This is a genomic window from Microbacterium mangrovi (assembly GCF_000802305.1).
Lineage (GTDB): Bacteria > Actinomycetota > Actinomycetes > Actinomycetales > Microbacteriaceae > Microbacterium > Microbacterium mangrovi.
In genome coordinates this window covers 365,050-383,682 of the sequence record NZ_JTDK01000006.1, presented here as the reverse complement: position 1 = coordinate 383,682, position 18,633 = coordinate 365,050, and the positions used below count along the sequence as shown (strand labels likewise).

Sequence of the window (18,633 nt, the reverse complement as noted above, 5' to 3'; positions counted from 1 at the left end):
GCCTAGCCAGCCCCGCGTTACCGGCTCGTGTCGAAGGCGGCTCGTTACGATGGGGGCGATGATGGTCCTCCGCTCCGAGCGTTTCGCCGCCGCGCTGCTGCTCGTGGCGGCCGCGGTCGGCCTGCTGGTCGCCAATACGTCCGCGGGGCCCGCCGTGCTCTCGTTCTCGCACACCGACGTGGGTCCGGCGCCGTTCCACCTGTCAGTCGCGCACTGGGTGCAGGACGGCCTGCTGGCGATCTTCTTCTTCGCGGTGAGCGTCGAGCTGCAGTTCGAGCTGACGCGGGGCGAGCTGAGCAACGTGCGCCGGGCCGTCCAGCCGGCGATCGCCGCGCTGGGCGGCGTCGTCGTCCCGGTCGTGATCTACCTCGCGGTCACCGCCGGGCACGACGTCGCCGCCGGATGGCCCGTGCCGACTGCGACCGACGTCGCGTTCGCGCTGGGAGTGCTCGCCGTCTTCGGGCGCGGCCTGCCCGGCGGCGTCCGCGCATTCCTCCTGGCGCTCGCGATCATCGACGACATCGTGGGAATCGTGCTGATCGCCGTGCTCTACGCGTCCGACCTGCGGTGGGGAATGCTCGCCCTGGCGCTCGTCGCGGTGGCGGTGTTCGCGGTGCTGAGCCGCATGCTGGGCGGCCGCGGGCACGTCCCGATCGCGGTCGCGATGGGCGTCGTGGCGGTCGCCGCGTGGTGCTTCATGTACCTGTCGGGCGTGCATCCGACGATCGCCGGGGTCCTCCTGGGCCTCGCGATGGCGCAGGGACCGGCCCTGCGCACCCGCCACGCGCTCGAACCCTGGATCAACGCGCTGATCCTGCCGGTGTTCGCCTTCTTCGCCGCGCTGGTCGTCATCCCCGCCCCCGGAGAGGGTCTCTCGTGGGCGTTCTGGGGCGTTCTGGTCGCTCTGCCGGTCGGAAAGCTGGTCGGCATCAGCGGGGCGGCGTGGATCTCGCAGCGCACGATCGGCCGCCACGGCGAGCAGTTCGCGGTGCCCGACCTCGTCGCGGTCGCCGCCCTCGGCGGGATCGGATTCACCGTGTCGCTGCTTCTGGCGTCGCTCGCGTTCGCGGGCAGCGCGCAGGATCAGGATGCCGCGACCCTCGGCGTGCTGGCCGGATCGGTCGTCGCGCTGGTGCTCGGTGCGGCACTGGTCGCGTGGCGCGCCGCCGTCGCGCGCCGAAAGGAGATCGTATGAGCGAGCCGGATCCCCTGCGGGCCGCCGCAGAGGTGATGCATGAAGTCCGCGACCGCTGCGTCTGGACCCAGCAGATCACCCACCGCGACCTGGTGCCGTATCTCGTCGAGGAGAGCGCGGAGGTCATCGACGCGGTCGAGGCGGGGTCCCGCGCCGACCTGCGCGAAGAGCTCGGCGATCTGCTGTGGCAGGTGCTGTTCCACTCCGAGATCGCGTCACGCGACCCGGACGACCCGTTCGACATCGACGACGTCGCCCGCGGGCTCACCGAGAAGATGGTGCGCCGGCATCCCCATGTCTTCGCCGGCGAGACCGCGGAGACCCCCGAACAGGTGCTCGTGCTGTGGAACGCCGCCAAGGCCGCGGAGAAGCGCACGCGAACCAGCGTGCTCGACGGCGTGAGCGAACACATGCCGTCGCTCGCGCTGGCGCAGAAGCTGACCGGGAAGGCCGCGCAGGTGGGTGTCCCGGTGCCCGACGCGGGGGCGGCCGAGGCGGGTGTCGCCCCGGCGTCCGAGGCCGAGCTCGGGGATGCGCTGCTTGCGCTGGTGGCCGCCGCGCGCGCGAACGGGTGGGACGCGGAGCGTGCCCTGCGCGAGCGACTCCGGAGCCTGGAGCGCACCATTCGCGACGCGGGCGCGTGACACCCGGGCGGAGGGGCGCGCCCGGGGCGATTCGGGAGGGCTCCGCCGACCTGGAACAATGAGGGGGTGGCATCCGTGAACCCGCCGCGCGGCATGCGCGACTTCCTCCCCGCAGACAAGACCCGCCGCGAGCGCGTGCTCGCCGTCATCCGCGAGCGCTACCGTGCGCATGGTTTCGACGAGATCGAGACTCCGGTGATGGAGGAGTACGACCGTCTGCACGCGGGCCTGGGCGCCGACAACGAGAAGCTCGCCTACAACGTGCTCAAGCGCGGGCTGGATGCCGAGGCGATCCGCGCCTCGGCCGACGACCCCGCGAAGCTCACCGACCTCGGGCTGCGCTACGACCTGACCGTGCCGCTCGCCCGGTTCTACGCGAGCCACCGGGGCGAGCTGCCGACCGTCTTCCGGTCCATCCAGATCGCCCCCGTGTGGCGGGCCGAGCGCCCGCAGAAGGGGCGCTACCGCCAGTTCGTGCAGTGCGACATCGACATCATCGGCGATGCCTCCTCGCGGGCCGAGGCGGAGCTCGCGGTCGCGACCCTGGACACCCTCGACGCGCTCGGGCTCGACGGCGGCAGCATCCGCATCAACGACCGGCGAGCGCTGGACTGGATGCTCGACGCGTTCGGGTTCCCCGTCGCCGACCGCCCGGGGGTGCTCATCACGATCGACAAGCTCGACAAGATCGGGCCGGAGGGCGTGGCGGCGGAGCTCCGCGACCGCGGCGCCGTGGAGAGCGCCGTCGCCGCCTTCGAAGCCTTCCTGGTGCGACCGGTGACGCTGGAGTACAACTCCTACGGGGAGCGGCAGATCCGCAAGGCGCTGCCCGACGGGGCGCCGGACGAGATCGTCGCGCACCTCGTGGGCATCGGGCAGGCGGTGGCTGCCGCGCGCGGCACGCTCGAGATCCCCCTCGTGTTCGATCCGTTCCTCGTGCGCGGCATGGGCTACTACACCGGCACCATCCTGGAGCTGGCGCACCCCAGCGTCGGCTACTCGCTGGGCGGCGGCGGACGCTACGACGGCATGATCGGGCGGTTCCTCGGCCAGGACGTCCCCGCCGTCGGATTCTCGATCGGCTTCGAGCGGATCGTCGACCTCGTCGCCGACGCCGCCGCCGACGGCGTCGACGCGGTCGTGCTGGTGCACGACCGCGACGTCCCGGTCGGCGAGCTCGTCGCGCACAAGACGCGCCTGATCGGGGCCGGGGCCCGCGTCCGGCTGGAGACCCGCACGAAGAACCTCAAGGCGCTCCTGGAGAGGGCCGCCGCCGACGGGTACACCGCGTTCGCGCTCGTCTCCGCCGGCGCCGACGATCTCGAGCTGAAGCCGCTCGCCTGAGCCGGATCAGCCGGCCGACATCGACGCCGCCCACTCGGCGACGCGTGCCGCGGACTCCTCCTCGGACAGATCCTCGACACGCGTCATGATCGACCAGCGCACGCCGAAGGGGTCGCGGATGCTGGCGAACCGATCGCCCGACACGAACGTCGACGGCTCCTCGCGGACGGTCGCGCCGGCGGCCACCGCGCGCTCGGTGACGGCATCGACGTCGGGGACGTAGAGACCCATCGAGTAGCAGTCGTCGTCTCCGTCCGGTGCCGGGACCAGTCCGTAGGCGGGGGAGGGCTCCCCGATCTGCAGGATGCCGGTGCCGAAGTCGAGCCCGGCGTGGACGACGAGCCCGTCGAACTCGGTGACGTCGGTGACACGGGCGCCGAACACGTCCCGGTAGAAATCGAGGGCGCCGCGGGCGTCGCGGATCGCGAGGAACGGGGTGAGGCTGGTCGCGACGTTCGGCCGGCCGTCGGTGGTGTGGCGGCCGGTCGCGCCGGTGATGTTGTTCGTGGTCATGGTGCGAATCTACGAAACGTCCCGCGGGGAGGCTTGGAGATTCGCGCCACATCTGTGCCAGGCTCGAAGACATGGCCGGGCAGACGCCGGACGCCACCCGGGGCGCGCTCTACCCGGAGCGGCTTCCCGAATTCACGCGCGTCCCGGCGACGGGCGACACCGCCGAGCTCGTCGAGTGGTTCTGGATTCCGGTGTGGGATCTGCCTGCAGGGGAGCGGTCGCCGCAGCGGACCCTCGCGTATCCCGCGGCGAATCTCGTCGTGGAGGACGACACGCTGACGCTCTGGGGGCCGTCCTCCCGGGTGGCTCGCCGCGACCTCACGGGGCGAGGGTGGGCCGTGGGTGCGCTGCTTCGGCCCGCGGCGCTCGCCGCCCTGTGCGCGCAACCGGCCGACCTGGTGGACGGACACGTGCGGCTCGATGCTCCCGAGCTCGTGGCCGCCGTCGGCCGGGTCATGCCGCAGGACCTCCCGGGAGCGGTCGGGATCCTGTCGGAGTGGATCGGTGCGCGGGCGGGCACGCCCACGGGGGAGGGCCGGCTCGCGAACGAGATGGCGCGGCTGCTCATGACCGACGCCACGGTGCTCCGACTCGAGGATGCCGCCGCCAGGCTTTCGGTCTCGCCGCGGACGCTCCAGCGGCTCGCGCACCGCACCGTCGGGATGCCGCCCGCGGCGATGATCCGCCGTCGGCGCCTCCAGGAGGCCGCCCAGCGCGTGCGCGAGGAGCCTGCGGCATCCCTCGCCGCGATCGCCGTCGAGCTCGGGTACAGCGATCAGGCGCACCTCGCCGGAGACTTCCGCACGGTCCTCGGCCTCACGGCGACCGAGTACCGGGCGGGACGATGACGGCCTGCGGACCCGACGGCGCTACGCTGAGGCGCTGAGAGCGCGGGCACCGGCCCGCCGTCCGGAGACGAGCACAGCGGAAGGGCCGATGACGAGTCCGACACGAGACCCGGCGACCCCCGAGGAGACGGCGCTCGCCGCGATGGGGGCGCTGCTCCTCGAAGCCGAGCTGTCCGTCACCGACGTCCGCGAAGCGCTGCTGCAGATCTGGCCGGCGTCGAGCACGGAGCCGGCACCCCCGGTCGCCGTCCTCCCGGCGGCCGTCCTGGTCGGCAGCGCCGGCGCACAGCCCGGGACGGCCATGGCGATCGTGCCGTCGCAGTCGCTCACGATCCGGCAGGGCGCGCACGCCATCCGGCTCGCCCACGGCCTCGCCGGTGGCGGCATCCGGCTCGACGGGGCCGACGCGCGGATCCGCGCGATCCGGCGCATGCGGCTCGCGCACCCGGACCTCGCGTGGGTGCTCGGCAGCGCGCTCGTCTCCGGCGGGCTGTCCCTGGTCTTCCGCTGCCCGTGGTGGGCCATCGCCGCCTCGACCCTCGTGGGTCTGCTGCTCGCCGTCGTCACCGCCGTGATGGGCCGGGTGCGTCCGGCCGCCGCGCTCGTGCCCTTCGTCGCGGCGTTCCTCTCGACCACGGCGATGGCGGCGATCGATGCGCTCCTCGGCCTCGGACCGATCCCGCTGTTCGCCGTCTGTGCGCCCTTCGCCATCCTCGTGCCCGGTGCGCTCATCACCAACGCCCTGCTGGAGCTGACCGCGACCGATATCGTGACGGGCTCGGCGCGGCTGATGTACGGCCTGATCGTCCTCGGGTTCATGTACGTCGGCATCGTCGCGGGCAGCACCGTCACCGGAGTCCACGTGGACGAGCGCTCGTCGAGTCTGGTCGGTGAGACGATCGCCGGGTCGGCCGGTCCCGGCTGGGGCGCGGCCCCACCCGCGTCCGTCGCCTGGGTCGGCGTCGTGGGTCTTGCTCTGGGCGTGTGCGTCGCCTTCGGCTCCGGCATCCGTCTCGCGGTGGTGAGCGTGGTCGTCATGCTGTGCACGTACGGCCTCCTGACCGTTCTGACGCCGGCCTTCGGAGCCCCGGTCGCGACCGGCGCGGTCGGCGCCGTGCTGTTCGTGGCCGCGCGGCTGCTCGAACGCATGCCCCTCGGAGTGCCCGCATCGGTCATGTTCCGACCCGCGTTCCTGCTGCTCGTGCCGGGCACGGTGGGGCTGGTCGCGCTCGCCTCGCTGGGGTCCTCGTCCGCCGAGGCCGCGGTGCTGACCTTCGTCAGCCTGTGCATCGGGGTGAAGGCCGGGTCGGTGATGGTCGACACCGACTGGGCCGGCGCATTCCGGCGGCGGATGCCGCGGCGGTACCGCCCCTGAGGCGCGAGGCGGCCGGGGTGCTTGACGCCGGCGGGGGTCGATGGGTCAGGATCGGGGTATGAGTGTGCACCTTCGAGCCGTCCTCGCCCCGCAGGGTCCGGCGACGGCGATCGAACTGACCGACGCCCAGGTCGCCGAACTCGGCGGCGGCAAGCGCGCCGCCGTCCGGGTGACGATCGGCGACCGCTCCCTGCCGCTGCGCCTGGGGGTGATGGGCGGCAAGAACCTCATCGGGCTCTCCAAGGCGGCACGGGCAGACCTCGGCGTGGAGATCGGCGACACCGTCGACGCGGTGATCGAGCTGGACTCGCAGGATCGCACCGTCGAGGTGCCGGAGGATCTCGCCGCGGCCCTCGACGCCGATCCGGCGCTGCGCGCCGCGTTCGATGCGCTGAGCTACACACAGCGCAAGGAGCACGCCCGCGCCGTCCAGGATGCGAAGCGCGCCGACACTCGGGAGCGCCGGATCACGGCCGTCGTGGAGCAGCTGCGCGCCGCCGGCCGCCCTTGACGACACGAGGACCCCGCGACACCCTGAGGGCATGACCGAACTCACCCTGGATGCCGCACGTCGCCTGGACGCGTACTTCACCGCCACCCTCGTCGGGCACGACGAAGCGCTCGAGCGTGCGGTGGCCGATCAGGATGCCGCGCACCTCCCGTCGATCGAGGTGGCGCCGGTGAACGGCAAGCTCCTCCACCTGCTGGCACGGATTTCGGGGGCGCGGCGCGTCCTGGAGATCGGGACCCTGGGCGGCTACTCGACGATCTGGCTGGCCCGCGGCATCCCGGCCGACGGCACCGTCACCACGATCGAGGCCGAGCCCGCCCACGCCGCCATCGCGCGCGCGAGCCTGGAGCGGGCCGGGGTCGGGCACAAGGTCGACATCCGGCTGGGGCGTGCCGCCGAGGTGCTGCCGACCCTGGCCGGTGACTACGACCTCGTGTTCATCGACGCGGACAAGGAGTCCAACACGATCTACCTCGACTGGGCGGCCCGCCTCGGGCACCCGGGCACGGTCGTGGTGGTGGACAACGTCGGTCGCGGGGGAGACGTGGCGGATCCGGAGGTCACCGCGTCGCACGTGACCGGAACCCGCGCCGGCCTCGTGATGCTGGGCACGGACCCGCGCTTCGACGCGACGGCGCTGCAGACCATCGATCGCAAGGGGTGGGACGGCGTCGCGATCGCCGTGCTGACGGATGTCGCCGACGTGACGGGCGACGACATCGCGCCCTAGACTCGGAAGCCCACCCCTCCAAACGAAGGAGCCCACCTGTGGCACTGATCGAGGCTGTAGGCGCTCGCGAGATCCTGGACTCGCGCGGCAACCCGACCGTCGAGGTGGAGGTGCTCCTCGACGACGGCATCGTGCAGCGTGCGGCCGTTCCGTCGGGCGCGTCCACCGGAGCCTTCGAGGCGTACGAGCTGCGTGACGGCGACAAGAGCCGCTACGGCGGCAAGGGCGTCCTGAAGGCCGTCGACGCGGTGATCGACGAGCTCGGCCCCGCGATCGAGGGCATCGACGCTTCCGAGCAGCGCGTCATCGACGAGATCCTGATCGAGACCGACGGCACGCCGAACAAGTCGCGCACCGGCGCCAACGCGATCCTGGGCGTCAGCCTCGCGGTCGCGAAGGCCGCCGCCGACAGCGCCGACCTGCCGCTGTTCCGCTACCTGGGCGGACCGTCCGCGCACATCCTCCCCGTTCCGCTGTTCAACGTCATCAACGGCGGCGAGCACGCCGACAACGGCATCGACATGCAGGAGTTCTTCCTCGCCCCGATCGGTGCGTCCAGCTTCGCCGAGGCGCTGCGCTGGGGCGCCGAGACGTACCACGTCCTCAAGGGCGAGCTGAAGGCGGCCGGCTTCAACACCGGCCTCGGCGATGAGGGCGGGTTCGCCCCCGACCTGCCCAGCAACCGCGAGGGCCTCGACTTCCTGGTGCGCGCGATCGAGAAGGCCGGGTTCACTCCGGGCTCCGAGATCGCGGTGGGCCTGGACGTCGCGGCGACCGAGTTCTTCGACAACGGCGTCTACCGCCTCGAGAACAAGGACTGGACGGCCGCCGAGCTCACCGAGTACTACGTCGGGCTCGTGAACGACTACCCGATCGTGACGATCGAGGACGCCCTCGCCGAAGACGACTGGGATGCCTGGAAGGCCCTCACCGACGCGCTCGGCAAGAAGGTCCAGCTCGTCGGCGACGACCTGTTCGTCACCAACCCGGAGCGCCTCGCGAAGGGCATCGACCTCGGTGTTGCGAACTCGCTGCTGGTCAAGGTCAACCAGATCGGCACTCTCTCCGAGACGCTGGACGCCATCAGTCTCGCGCACCGGTCGGGCTACACCACGATGCTCTCGCACCGCTCCGGCGAGACCGAGGACACCACGATCGCCGATCTCGCCGTCGCGGTGAACTCGGGTCAGATCAAGTCCGGTGCGCCTGCCCGGTCCGAGCGGGTCGCGAAATACAATCAGCTTCTGCGGATCGAAGAAGAGCTGGGGGATGCCGCCGAGTTCATCGGCGCGGCAGCCTTCCCGCGTTTCGGCAAGTAAGGCCTGATCAGCACTAAGAAGCATCGATACGAGAGGGGAGTCGAATGAAACGTCCGGCTCCCCTCTCGGCATCCGGGGGCACGTCCGGGGCCCGCGCCAAGTCCGCCGGCGGATCGCCGAAGCCGGCATCCGGCAGGACGACGCCGGCATCCGCGCGTCCGCCCCGCACCGGTCGTCCTCAGCCGGCGAAGAGCCCCGCACGCCGGGTGGATGTGCGCGGCTGGCTCGGCGGCCTCCGTCTGTCCGGATTCACGGTCATCATGCTGGGCCTCGTGATCCTCGCGGTCTGCGTGCTCGTCCCGACGGTCTCCACCTACGTCGGGCAGCAGCAGCAGATCGCCGCGCTGCAGCACTCCGTCCGCGTCACCAAGGACGACGTGGCGGCTCTCGATCAGGAGCGCTCCCGCTGGAACGACCCGGCGTACATCACCACCCAGGCCCGCGAGCGCCTCTACTACGTGAAGCCCGGCGACGTCGTCTACCTCGTGATCGACGATCTTCCGGCTGCGCGCCTGCCGCAGGAGCAGCGGGCGGTGAGCAGGTCGGTCGAGCAGACCAGAACCGACTGGACGTCGCAGCTGGTGGCGTCGATCGCCGCGGCCGGCACCGCACGGGTGGCGGTGCAGAAGTAGCGCCGTCCGGTCGGGATGCCGGGTGAGTGCACGGGTGTCGATACCCTGGACGGGTGACGACACCGCCTTTCGCCCCGCTCGCCCCCGCCGACATCGCGGTGCTGCGCAGTCAGCTCGGTCGTGAGCCGCGCGGAGTCGTGGGGATCGCCGCGCGGTGCATCTGCGGCAACCCGACCGTCGTCGCGACGGCGCCGCGTCTTCCGGACGGCACCCCGTTCCCCACCTTCTACTACCTCACGCATCCGGCCGCGACCGCGGCGATGTCGACGCTCGAAGCCGAGCACGTCATGCCCGAGCTGCAGGAGCTGCTCGCCGACGACGACGTGCGCGCCGCCTATGAGGCCGCCCACCTCGCGTACCTCGCCGACCGGGCTCAATTCGGTGAGGTCCCCGAGATCGCGGGCATCTCCGCGGGCGGGATGCCGACCCGGGTCAAGTGCCTCCACGCCCTCGCCGGACACGCGCTCGCGGCGGGTCCGGGTGTGAATCCCATCGGCGATGCGGCCCTTGCCCGATCGCCCTGGTCGCCCGCGCGCTGCGTGTGTGCGGAGCCCGGCGCCGCACTCCGCCCCGAGCCGACCGCCGAGGCGGAGTAGCCCGATGCGGCGGGGGATGCTTCTGGCGATCTCGGGCATCCTCGCCGTGCTCGTGCTCACCGGCGCCGCTCCGCCACCCGACGACCCGGCCGACCCGGTTCGCAAGGCCGAGTACTGGCTCGACAGCACCGCTGTGCGCGACGCCTGGCGGGTCACCCAGGGCCAGGGTCAGACGATCGCGGTGATCGACACCGGGGTGGGGCGGGCCGCGCAGCTCGACCCGGCGGTCCGCGGCGGCACGGACGAGTCGGGTGTCGGGTCGTCGAACGGCCGCACGCCGGTCGGAGCGGTCGATGCCGACCACGGGAGCTGGGTGGCGTCGCTGATCGCCGCCCAGGGCGAATCCGACGGCTCCGGCATGATCGGTGTCGCACCGAAGGCGAAGGTGCTGTCCGTCTCCCTCGGGTTCGGTTCCTCGTCGAGCGTGCCGTTCGCGGAACAGGTCGCGAAAGGCATCCGCTGGGCCGTCGATCAGGGGGCGAGCGTGATCAACCTGTCGTTCACCACGAACTCGCCGGAATGGGATCCGAGCTGGGACGACGCGTTCCTCTACGCCTACCAGCACGACGTCGTGATCGTGGTCGCCGCCGGAAACCGCGGATCGGGCACCGCCCGGGTCGGTGCCCCCGCCACGATTCCCGGGGTGCTCACCGTGGCGGGGGTCACGCGCACCGGTTCAGCGAGCCGTGAGGCATCCACCCAGGGGATCACCATCGGCGTCGCCGCACCGAGCGAGGAGCTGCTCGGGATCTCGGCGGACGGCCAGACGGTCAGCTGGGAGGGAACGAGCGGCGCGGCGCCGATCGTGGCGGGGATCATCGCGCTGGTTCGTGCCGCCCACCCGCACCTCGACGCGAACGACGTCATCGAGCGGGTGATCCAGACGGCGCGGCGGGCGCCGCCGCAGAAGCAGGTTCCGGATGCCACGTACGGTTACGGCATCGTCGACGCCGCGGCCGCCGTGTCCGCGTCCGGCATCCGGCATGTCGACACGAACCCGATGGGAAGCCTCGTCGACTGGATCCGTCTGCACCGTCGCGCCGAGGCGGTGCCGGTGCCGGAACCGAGCCGGGCGCCGGCGACGGTCGCACCGCTGCCGCCGGCCACGGACGTCGGCGACAGCGAGTCGGTGCTCCTGCCGACCGCCGAAACCCTGCGTTACGGCACCATTCCGCTGGCCGGTCTCACGGTGCCCGCTATACTCGTTGTGTTCGGCATCATCGTCGCTGTCCGACGCATCAGATCGGCGCGTCACTCGCGTACGCCGAACAATTGATCCCGCGAGGAGTCCCCCCACCGTGAACAGCGCACAGACCACTGCGCCCAGAATCCTGATCGTCGGCGGCGGCTACGCCGGCTTCTACACCGCCTGGAAGCTCGAGAAGCACCTGCGCAAGGGCGAAGCCGAGGTCACCATGGTCGACCCGCTTCCCTACATGACCTACCAGCCGTTCCTGCCCGAGGTCGCGGCCGGCGAGATCGAGGCGCGGCACGCCGTCGTCGGCCACCGTCGCCACCTCAAGCGCACCAAGGTCGTCACGGCCAAGGTCACGGCCATCGACCACGCGAACAAGACCGCGACCATCACGCGGGCCGACGGCGTGAGCTGGCAGCACGAGTACGACCAGATCGTCGTGACCGCCGGCGCCGTCTCGCGGACGTTCCCGATCCCGGGCATCGCCGACAACGCGATCGGGCTCAAGACGATCGAAGAGGCCGTCGCGATCCGCGACCGCATCCTCACGAACTACGACCGCGCGGCCACGATGCCCGCCGGTCCCGACCGGGATCGCCTGCTGACCGTGGTGGTCGTGGGCGGCGGCTTCGCCGGCATCGAGGTCTTCGCGGAGCTGCGTGCTCTCGGGTCCGCGCTGCTGAAGAACTACCCCGAGCTCACGTTCGAAGACACGCACTTCCACCTGATCGAGGCGATGGGCCGCATCATGCCCGAGGTCTCGCTGAAGACGAGCGAGTGGGTGCTGAAGAGCCTCGCCAAGCGCGGCGCGAACGTGCACCTGGACACGCAGGTCACCAGCGCGGTCGACGGCAACGTGGAGCTTTCGACGGGAGAGACGATCTCGACCGACCTCATCGTCTGGACCGCCGGTGTCATGGCGAACCCGACCGTGGTCCGCGGCAGCGACCTGATGGTCGAGGGCCGCGGTCGCATCCAGACGCGTCCCGACCTCCGCGTCGGTTCCGAAGACGAGATCATCGAGGGCGCCTGGGCGGCCGGCGACGTGTCCGCCGTTCCCGACCTCTCCGGTGGCGGTGTGGGCGGCATGTGCGTGCCCAATGCGCAGCACGCGGTCCGTCAGGCCAAGCTGCTCGCCAAGAATCTCGTGGCGGTTCTGCGCGGCGAGGAGCCCAAGCAGTACTTCCACAAGAACCTCGGAGCCGTCGCAGGTCTCGGCCTGTACAACGGCGTCTTCCAGTCCGGCAACATCGCCCTCAAGGGCTTCATCGCCTGGTGCGCGCACCGCGGTTACCACGGGCTCGCGATGCCGTCGTGGGAGCGCAAGTGGCGTGTCATCGGCGACTGGTGGCTCGACTTCTGGCTGGGCCGCGACAACGTGAGCCTCGAGGCGATCCAGTTCCCGCGTGCGGCGTTCGAGGAGTTCGCCTCCCGGCCGAAGCCGAAGGTCGAGGAGGCACCCGCTCCCGAGGCGGCTGCTCCGGCGCCGGCGATCACCGACACGGTGAAGGTGCAAAAGCCCGCCGAGAAGCCGGCGAAGCCGAGCACGGCGAAGGCCACGGCCGCGAAGTAAGCGACCTCCGGATGCCGCAGGGCCCGTCTGAGAAGATGGACACTGCGGCATCCGTCGTTTCCGCAGACGTCCGGCCCCCGTAGCCCAATGGCAGAGGCAGGCGACTTAAAATCGCTTCAGTGTGGGTTCGAGTCCCACCGGGGGTACCGAGTCGACTCGAGGTCGGGCGCACTCACAGCACGAGGGCCGCGACGACCGCGCACAGCACGGTGATCGCCGCCGCCCGGAGTGTGATCGTGCCGGGATGCCGCCACACGATCGCCCCGGCGTGCGCCCGCACGCTGCGGCGGCGGCTGAGACCGTCCGCGACGTGTCCGGCGCCGACGAGGACGGCGGACGCGGCGATCGCCACCCATTCGCGCACGCTCGCGGCGCGCGGCGTACACGTCGCGAGGACCAGCAGCTGACGGACGGCCGTCCCCCCGCCGCCCGTGGACCTCACGGCCAGCGCGATCGTGATCGCACCCGCACCCGCGACGAGCAGGGTCGCGGCCCCCGGTGCCCCGGTCAGCGCGCACACGAAGGCGGCGACGGCGAGGATCGGCGCGACCGCGGCGCCCGTCTGACGCGCGAAGAGCACCGGGGTGCGGCCCCAGTCCGCCAGCTGCCGGTGCAGGCGACCGCTCACGGCGGTCACGCGCAGTGCCGCGTGCTGGAGGCGGCGGATCCGCGCCACGCGTGGCGTTCGCGCTGCCCGACCGTTCGGGAGGGGCTCGTCTGCGCCCAGCAGAGCCACGGCACGTTCGAGCGACTCGGGCGAGACCAGGCCGGCCAGGGCGGTGGACCCGGGGACGCCCTCGAGGTCGGCGGCGACGGTGAGCCGCATCGCGTCCTCGGCGCGGAGGAACTCGGCGGGCGTGGCCACCACGGCCAGCGCGGTCGGCCAGCGCCACGCCGCGGGGACCCGGGCGACGATGTCGGCCGGCATCGCGTTCGTCAGCGTGTCGCGCACGGCGGCGAAGAATGCGTCGCGGCGACCCGCCGGCATCCAGCGGACCGCGTCGGAGTGAAGTCGGCCCACGAGTTCGATGCGGACCCAGCGGGAGAGGTAGGCATCCCTCTCCGGACCGGGCTCCCGGGCGTCCATCACGATCGTGATCGCCCGCGCGAGGTCGTGATAGTACGTCTCGGGATCGTAGGTCGAGAAGCCGGCGCCGGCGCCGTCGCTGCGGGCCACGTGCACGTAGACGTCGGAGTCCGCGTAGACCGACACCCGGTGCGCCGAGGTGTAGGCCGCGCTGACGAACAGGTGGTCCTCGACGCGGCGCGCCGACTCGTCGAACCGCAGGCCGGTCTCGGTGAGGAACGCCCGTCGGAACATGGCGTGTGAGGTCATGCTGTCGGGAAGCGGCACCTGCGGCGCCCGCGCATCGCGGACCGTGCGCCGGAAGAGCACGACGGGCACCTTGCGCCCCACGCCGCGCATTCGCCCGACGACGACATCCGAGCCGGCCTCCCGCCCGAACCGGACCAGATCGGCGAGCGCGGTGGGGGTGATGCGGTCGTCCGCGTCGACGAACAGGATGAATTCGGAGCCGGACGCGTCGGTGCCGACGTTGCGCGGACGGCTCGGCCATCCGGAGTTGGGCTGGTGGATGACGCGCGCCCACGGGCGCTCGGCGCACCACCGGTCCAGGGCGGTGCCGGTGCCGTCCGTGCTGCCGTCGTCCACGAGGATCGCGTCGTGGCCGTCGTCGACCGGCGACTGCGCGTCGAGCGCGTCCAGGAGTGGCCGAAGGAACGGGCCCGGGTTGTAGACCGGGACGACCACGCTCACGGCGGGCCGGGTCTCGTGCGACGTCACGCGCTGAGTGTATGACCGGCGGGGCCGTGCTGTCCCTGCACGGCAGGCGTTCTTCTCGGGCGCCGAGGGCCGTTCGATGGTACTCAGTCCCACGTTCATTGAACCTGCGTTCCTCGCGTAGGCTGGGCGGGTGCAAAGGAGCAGCCTGTGAACCTCGATCTGCTGTTGTCGGCCCCACACAACGGTCATCTGTGGGATGACGAGGCGTACTGGCCGGCGATGACCGAGGCCGTCGCGGGGGAGTCCGGCGCGATCGCGACCATCGACCTGGCCGCTCTCCGCTACAACGCGCTCGACATGGCCGTGCGCGCCGGCGGCGTCCCGATCCGGCTGGCGAGCAAGTCGGTCCGGGTGCGGGCCGTGATCGACGCGGCGCTCGCCCTTCCCGCGTTCCGGGGCATCCTCGCCTTCACGCTGGCGGAAGCCCTGTGGCATGCCGAGCTCGGCCACGACGACATCGTCCTCGGCTATCCCACGGCCGACCGGGCCGCGCTCCGGCGCCTGGCGACCGACCCCGAGGCCGCCTCGCGGATCGCGCTCATGGTCGACGACCTCGCCCAGCTCGATCTGATCGACGCCATCCTGCCCCCGCAGGAGCGCGAGACGATCCGACTCGCGATCGATGCCGACGCATCGTTCCGCTCTGCGGCGCTCGGGCACATCGGCGTGCGCCGCTCTCCGCTGTTCGACGACGAGGACGTCGCTCTGCTGGCCCGGGCGATCTCCCGACGCGCCGGGTTCCGGATCGTCGGCCTGATGATGTACGAAGCGCAGATCGCCGGCCAGCCGGATGCCGCCGGCACCGCACAGGATGCCGTCATCCGGTGGATGCAGGGACGCTCGACGGACGAGCTGCGCGCCCGGCGTGCGGCGATCGTCACGGCGCTGCGGGAGATCGCGCCGCTGGAGTTCGTCAACGGCGGCGGCACGGGCTCGCTGGAGCGCACCTCGGCCGACCCGTCGGTGACCGAGATCGGCGCCGGCAGCGGCCTGTTCGCCGGAACCCTCTTCGACGGGTATCGCGCCTTCCAGCCCGCACCGGCGGCGGCATTCTCGCTGGAGGTCGTCCGCAAGCCCACCGAGGACATCGCGACCGTCCTCGGCGGCGGGTGGATCGCGTCCGGGCCTCCGGTGGCCTCCCGGCAGCCGAAGCCGGTGTGGCCGGCGGGGCTGCGCACCCTCGGCCGCGAGGGCGCCGGCGAGGTGCAGACCCCGCTGCAGGGTGCGGCCGCCCGCGACCTGCGCGTCGGTGACCGCGTGTGGTTCCGGCACGCGAAGAGCGGCGAGCTCGCGGAACGCGTCGACCGCTATCTGATCGTGGACGACGGCCGCGTCGTCGGCGACGTTCCCACCTATCGAGGCGAAGGAAAGGCGTTCCTGTGACACGACCAGGCGGGCAGTGGCGGAACTGGGGACGATCGGCGAGCGTCCGGCCGCAGCGGGTGGAGTTTCCCGATTCCGTCGGCGCGGTGCAGCGTGCGGTGGTCGCGGCGGCCGCCCACGGGATGAAGGTGAAGGCGGTCGGAGCCGGCCACAGCTTCACCGGCATCGCGGTCGCCCCCGGTGTGCTCCTGGACCTCACGGACCTGACCGGCGTGGTCGACGTCGACCGGGACCGGTCGCGGGTCACGCTGCGGGCGGGGACGCGGCTGCATCAGATTCCGTCCCTGCTTCAGCCCTACGGCCTCGCCATGCAGAATCTCGGCGACATCGACCGCCAGTCGATCTCGGGCGCGATCTCGACCGGCACCCACGGCACGGGGGCAGGCTTCGGGGGCATCGCCACCCAGATCGTGGGGGTGACCCTCGTCACCGCGGACGGCGAGCTGCTGCACGTCGACGAGGAGGAGAACGCCGACCTGCTTCCGGCGGTCGTCGTCGGGCTGGGCGCCCTCGGCATCCTCGTCGAGGTGACGATCCAGTGCGTGCCCGCGTTCGCTCTGGCGGCCGTTGAACACCCCGAGCCGCTCGACGAGGTCCTCGAATCGCTCGATGCGCGTGTCGCATCGGCCGACCACTTCGAGTTCTACTGGTTCCCGCACACCGACGTCGCCCTCACCAAGACGCAGACCCGGATGCCGGCTTCGACCGCCCTGCGACCGCTTCCGAAGGTCGGCAAGTGGATCGACGAGGAACTGCTCTCCAACGGGGTCTATCGTCTGGTCTGCGCCGCCGGGACCGCCGTTCCCGGCATCATCCCGCCCTTCTCGCGCCTGGCCGTGCGCCTGACCGGCAACCGCGAGTACACCGACCTGTCCAACCGGGTCCTCACCCAGAACCGCAACGTGCGCTTCCGCGAGATGGAGTACGCGCTCCCCGCCGAGAACGTCCGTCCCGCCTTCGAAGCGGTCCGTGCGCTCATCGCCGAGCAGGGGCTTCGCATCTCGTTTCCGATCGAGGTGCGCTTCGCGGCGCCGGACGACCTGTGGCTGTCGACGGCCCACGGCCGGGCATCCGGCTACATCGCGGTGCATCGTTACTGGCGGGAGAACCCGACGTCGTACTTCACCGGCGTCGAGAAGATCATGACGTCGTTCGGCGGCCGCCCGCACTGGGGCAAGATGCACACGCAGGATGCGGCATCCCTGCGCGAGCGCTACCCGCGCTTCGACGACTTCACCGCGCTGCGCCACCGGCTCGACCCGACGCGCATGTTCGCGAACGCGTATCTGCAGCGCGTTCTCGGTGAGTAAGCACTGAGAGAACGATGCGCGCTCCGCGTCCGGCGGGGCAGCGCCGATAGACTGACGGCAACCTGGAACGGAGACCTCTGCAATGTGGGAATGGCTGATCCCAGTCCTGATCGTCGTCGCGATCATCGTCATCATCGGGATCTACCTTTGGGCGACGTACAACTCCCTCGTGCAGCTGAACGTGCGCGTCGATGAGGCGTGGAGCGACATCACGGTGCAGCTGAAACGCCGCGCCGATCTGCTGCCGAACCTGATCGAATCGGTCAAGGGCTATGCCGCCCACGAGAAGGCGGTGTTCGAGAACGTCACGCAGGCCCGCGCCGAGACGCTCGGCGCCTCCAGCCCGGCGGATGCCGGTGTGGCCGAGGGGCACATGCAGCAGGCGCTGCGCTCGATCTTCGCGGTCGCCGAGGCGTACCCGCAGTTGCAGGCGAGCCAGAACTTCCTGCAGCTGCAGTCCTCGATCACCGACACCGAAGACAAGATCCAGGCATCGCGGCGCTTCTACAACGGAGGCGTGCGCGAAATGAACACGAAGGTCAAGACCTTCCCGAACAACATGTTCGCGAAGCGTCTGGGCTTCGGGGAGCGCGAGTTCTTCGACGTCGTCGATGCGGCGGCGATCTCGGAGCCTCCGCGCGTCCAGTTTTGACGCGAGACGCATCACGGTCGCGCAGCGACCGTGATGCGTCTGCGGCTCACGCGTGAGCGAGCCGCAGACGAGCCGAAACCCGAAGGGCACCTCCCGTGTATTCCGCCATCGCGCGCAACAAGCGCAACACCTGGTTCATCCTGATCGGCTTCGTGATCTTCATCGGCGTGCTCGGCCTCCTGGCCGGGTGGCTGATGTCGAACAACTGGTGGGTGACCGCGTTCGTGCTGCTCGGCGCCGCCGGCTATGCGGCGGTCCAGTACTTCGCGGCATCCGGCGAGGCGCTCGCCCTGGCCGGTGCCTTCGAGGTGACCCAGGCGGACGCCCCGCGTTACTGGCGCATCGTCGAGAATCTGTGCATCACGACGGGCTCGCCGATGCCCCGTCTCTACGTGGTCGAAGACCCCGCCCCGAACGCGTTCGCGACCGGCCGCAAGCCGGAGCTGGCCGCGATCACGGTCACGACGGGGCTCTTCGAGATCATGACCGATCGCGAACTCGAGGGCGTGCTCGGGCATGAGCTCGGACACATCCGCAACTACGACATCCGGGTCTCGATGCTCGTCTTCGGGCTCGTGGTCGCGGTCGGACTCATCGCCGACATCATGCTGCGGATGGCGTTCTGGGGCGGCGGACGCCGCAGCAACGACAACAACGGCGGCGGGCAGCTGCAGGTGCTGTTCCTGATCTTCGGGATCGTGGCGGCGGTGCTCGCCCCGATTCTCGCCGGGGGCGTGCAGGCGGCGATCTCCCGCCAGCGGGAGTACCTCGCGGACGCCACCAGCGCCCTCACGACGCGCGACCCCGACGGCCTGGCCTCGGCACTTGCCAAGCTGCAGGATCACGCCCGGCCGCTGGCGCGGGTGAACACGTCGATGGCGCACCTGTGGATCGCGGATCCCCTGCGCCCCAATGCCCTCGAGCGCATGTTCTCGACCCACCCGCCGATTCCCGATCGCATCGCCCGCCTGCAGGACATGGGCGGCAGGTTCTGACCCGAGGCGGGCCA

General features: G+C 71.2%; 18 protein-coding genes and 1 tRNA gene. 17 read left to right on the top strand and 2 right to left on the bottom strand.

Annotated elements, in window-relative coordinates; translation table 11 throughout:
* Positions 1-58: 58 nt before the first annotated feature.
* The 3 genes from LK09_RS05705 (at position 59) to LK09_RS05695 (ending at position 3,183) form a co-directional block, all read left to right on the top strand.
* The gene (locus tag LK09_RS05705; protein WP_039397042.1) at positions 59-1,195 is read left to right on the top strand and encodes a Na+/H+ antiporter NhaA; all 1,137 of its coding nucleotides are present in this window, start codon (positions 59-61) and stop codon (positions 1,193-1,195) included.
* Entirely contained in the window at positions 1,192-1,839 is a 648-nt protein-coding gene (locus LK09_RS05700) for a MazG nucleotide pyrophosphohydrolase domain-containing protein (protein ID WP_039397040.1), read from the top strand. The genes LK09_RS05705 and LK09_RS05700 overlap by 4 nt, the downstream gene beginning before the upstream one ends.
* Positions 1,840-1,932: 93 nt before the next feature.
* Complete coding sequence (locus tag LK09_RS05695; RefSeq protein ID WP_039398105.1) at positions 1,933-3,183, top strand: histidine--tRNA ligase; 1,251 nt, start codon at positions 1,933-1,935, stop codon at positions 3,181-3,183.
* 6 nt (positions 3,184-3,189) lie between these two features.
* On the opposite strand, the gene LK09_RS05690 is transcribed toward LK09_RS05695, so the two are convergent.
* On the bottom strand, positions 3,190-3,696 hold the full coding sequence (locus LK09_RS05690; RefSeq protein WP_039397038.1) for a VOC family protein: 507 nt from the start codon (positions 3,694-3,696) through the stop codon (positions 3,190-3,192).
* Between the two features lie 71 nt (positions 3,697-3,767).
* Between LK09_RS05690 and LK09_RS05685 the strand changes: the two genes are divergently transcribed.
* The 10 genes from LK09_RS05685 to LK09_RS05640 all read left to right on the top strand — a co-directional run bounded on the left by LK09_RS05685 (position 3,768) and on the right by LK09_RS05640 (position 12,621).
* Positions 3,768-4,544: a helix-turn-helix domain-containing protein gene (locus LK09_RS05685; protein WP_039397036.1), complete on the top strand. Its 777-nt coding sequence runs from the start codon at positions 3,768-3,770 to the stop codon at positions 4,542-4,544.
* Positions 4,545-4,632: 88 nt separating this feature from the next.
* Positions 4,633-5,919, top strand: a complete 1,287-nt coding sequence (locus tag LK09_RS05680) for a threonine/serine exporter family protein (RefSeq protein ID WP_052226444.1) — start codon at positions 4,633-4,635, stop codon at positions 5,917-5,919.
* A gap of 58 nt (positions 5,920-5,977) precedes the next feature.
* Positions 5,978-6,430 (top strand): YdeI/OmpD-associated family protein, encoded by a 453-nt coding sequence (locus tag LK09_RS05675; RefSeq protein WP_039397034.1) that lies wholly within the window; start codon positions 5,978-5,980, stop codon positions 6,428-6,430.
* A gap of 31 nt (positions 6,431-6,461) precedes the next feature.
* Positions 6,462-7,160 carry an O-methyltransferase gene (locus LK09_RS05670; RefSeq protein WP_039397032.1) on the top strand — a complete coding sequence of 233 codons (699 nt, stop codon included), beginning with the start codon at positions 6,462-6,464 and terminating at the stop codon, positions 7,158-7,160.
* A gap of 38 nt (positions 7,161-7,198) precedes the next feature.
* Positions 7,199-8,479, top strand: a complete 1,281-nt coding sequence (eno, locus tag LK09_RS05665) for a phosphopyruvate hydratase (protein ID WP_039397030.1) — start codon at positions 7,199-7,201, stop codon at positions 8,477-8,479.
* A 44-nt stretch (positions 8,480-8,523) separates the two neighbouring features.
* Entirely contained in the window at positions 8,524-9,111 is a 588-nt protein-coding gene (locus LK09_RS05660) for an FtsB family cell division protein (protein WP_082008074.1), read from the top strand.
* Positions 9,112-9,164: 53 nt separating this feature from the next.
* A complete protein-coding gene (locus LK09_RS05655) occupies positions 9,165-9,707 on the top strand; it encodes a DUF501 domain-containing protein (protein ID WP_039397028.1) in 543 nt (180 codons plus the stop codon).
* A 16-nt stretch (positions 9,708-9,723) separates the two neighbouring features.
* Positions 9,724-10,983, top strand: a complete 1,260-nt coding sequence (locus LK09_RS05650) for a S8 family serine peptidase (RefSeq protein ID WP_231562962.1) — start codon at positions 9,724-9,726, stop codon at positions 10,981-10,983.
* A gap of 22 nt (positions 10,984-11,005) precedes the next feature.
* Complete coding sequence (locus tag LK09_RS05645; protein WP_039397024.1) at positions 11,006-12,475, top strand: NAD(P)/FAD-dependent oxidoreductase; 1,470 nt, start codon at positions 11,006-11,008, stop codon at positions 12,473-12,475.
* A gap of 73 nt (positions 12,476-12,548) precedes the next feature.
* A tRNA-Leu gene (locus tag LK09_RS05640) sits at positions 12,549-12,621 on the top strand.
* Positions 12,622-12,647: 26 nt separating this feature from the next.
* On the opposite strand, the gene LK09_RS20610 is transcribed toward LK09_RS05640, so the two are convergent.
* Complete coding sequence (locus LK09_RS20610; protein WP_052226443.1) at positions 12,648-14,279, bottom strand: glycosyltransferase family 2 protein; 1,632 nt, start codon at positions 14,277-14,279, stop codon at positions 12,648-12,650.
* A gap of 147 nt (positions 14,280-14,426) precedes the next feature.
* Here LK09_RS20610 and LK09_RS05630 point away from each other — a divergent pair, with 147 nt between their 5' ends.
* From LK09_RS05630 to LK09_RS05615, 4 genes are all read left to right on the top strand, one after another.
* The gene (locus LK09_RS05630; RefSeq protein ID WP_039397022.1) at positions 14,427-15,662 is read left to right on the top strand and encodes an alanine racemase; all 1,236 of its coding nucleotides are present in this window, start codon (positions 14,427-14,429) and stop codon (positions 15,660-15,662) included.
* A complete protein-coding gene (locus LK09_RS05625; RefSeq protein WP_039397020.1) occupies positions 15,659-16,972 on the top strand; it encodes a D-arabinono-1,4-lactone oxidase in 1,314 nt (437 codons plus the stop codon). The genes LK09_RS05630 and LK09_RS05625 overlap by 4 nt, the downstream gene beginning before the upstream one ends.
* A gap of 82 nt (positions 16,973-17,054) precedes the next feature.
* The gene (locus LK09_RS05620; RefSeq protein ID WP_039397018.1) at positions 17,055-17,624 is read left to right on the top strand and encodes a LemA family protein; all 570 of its coding nucleotides are present in this window, start codon (positions 17,055-17,057) and stop codon (positions 17,622-17,624) included.
* A gap of 95 nt (positions 17,625-17,719) precedes the next feature.
* Complete coding sequence (locus LK09_RS05615) at positions 17,720-18,619, top strand: M48 family metalloprotease (protein WP_039397016.1); 900 nt, start codon at positions 17,720-17,722, stop codon at positions 18,617-18,619.
* Positions 18,620-18,633 lie beyond the last annotated feature (14 nt).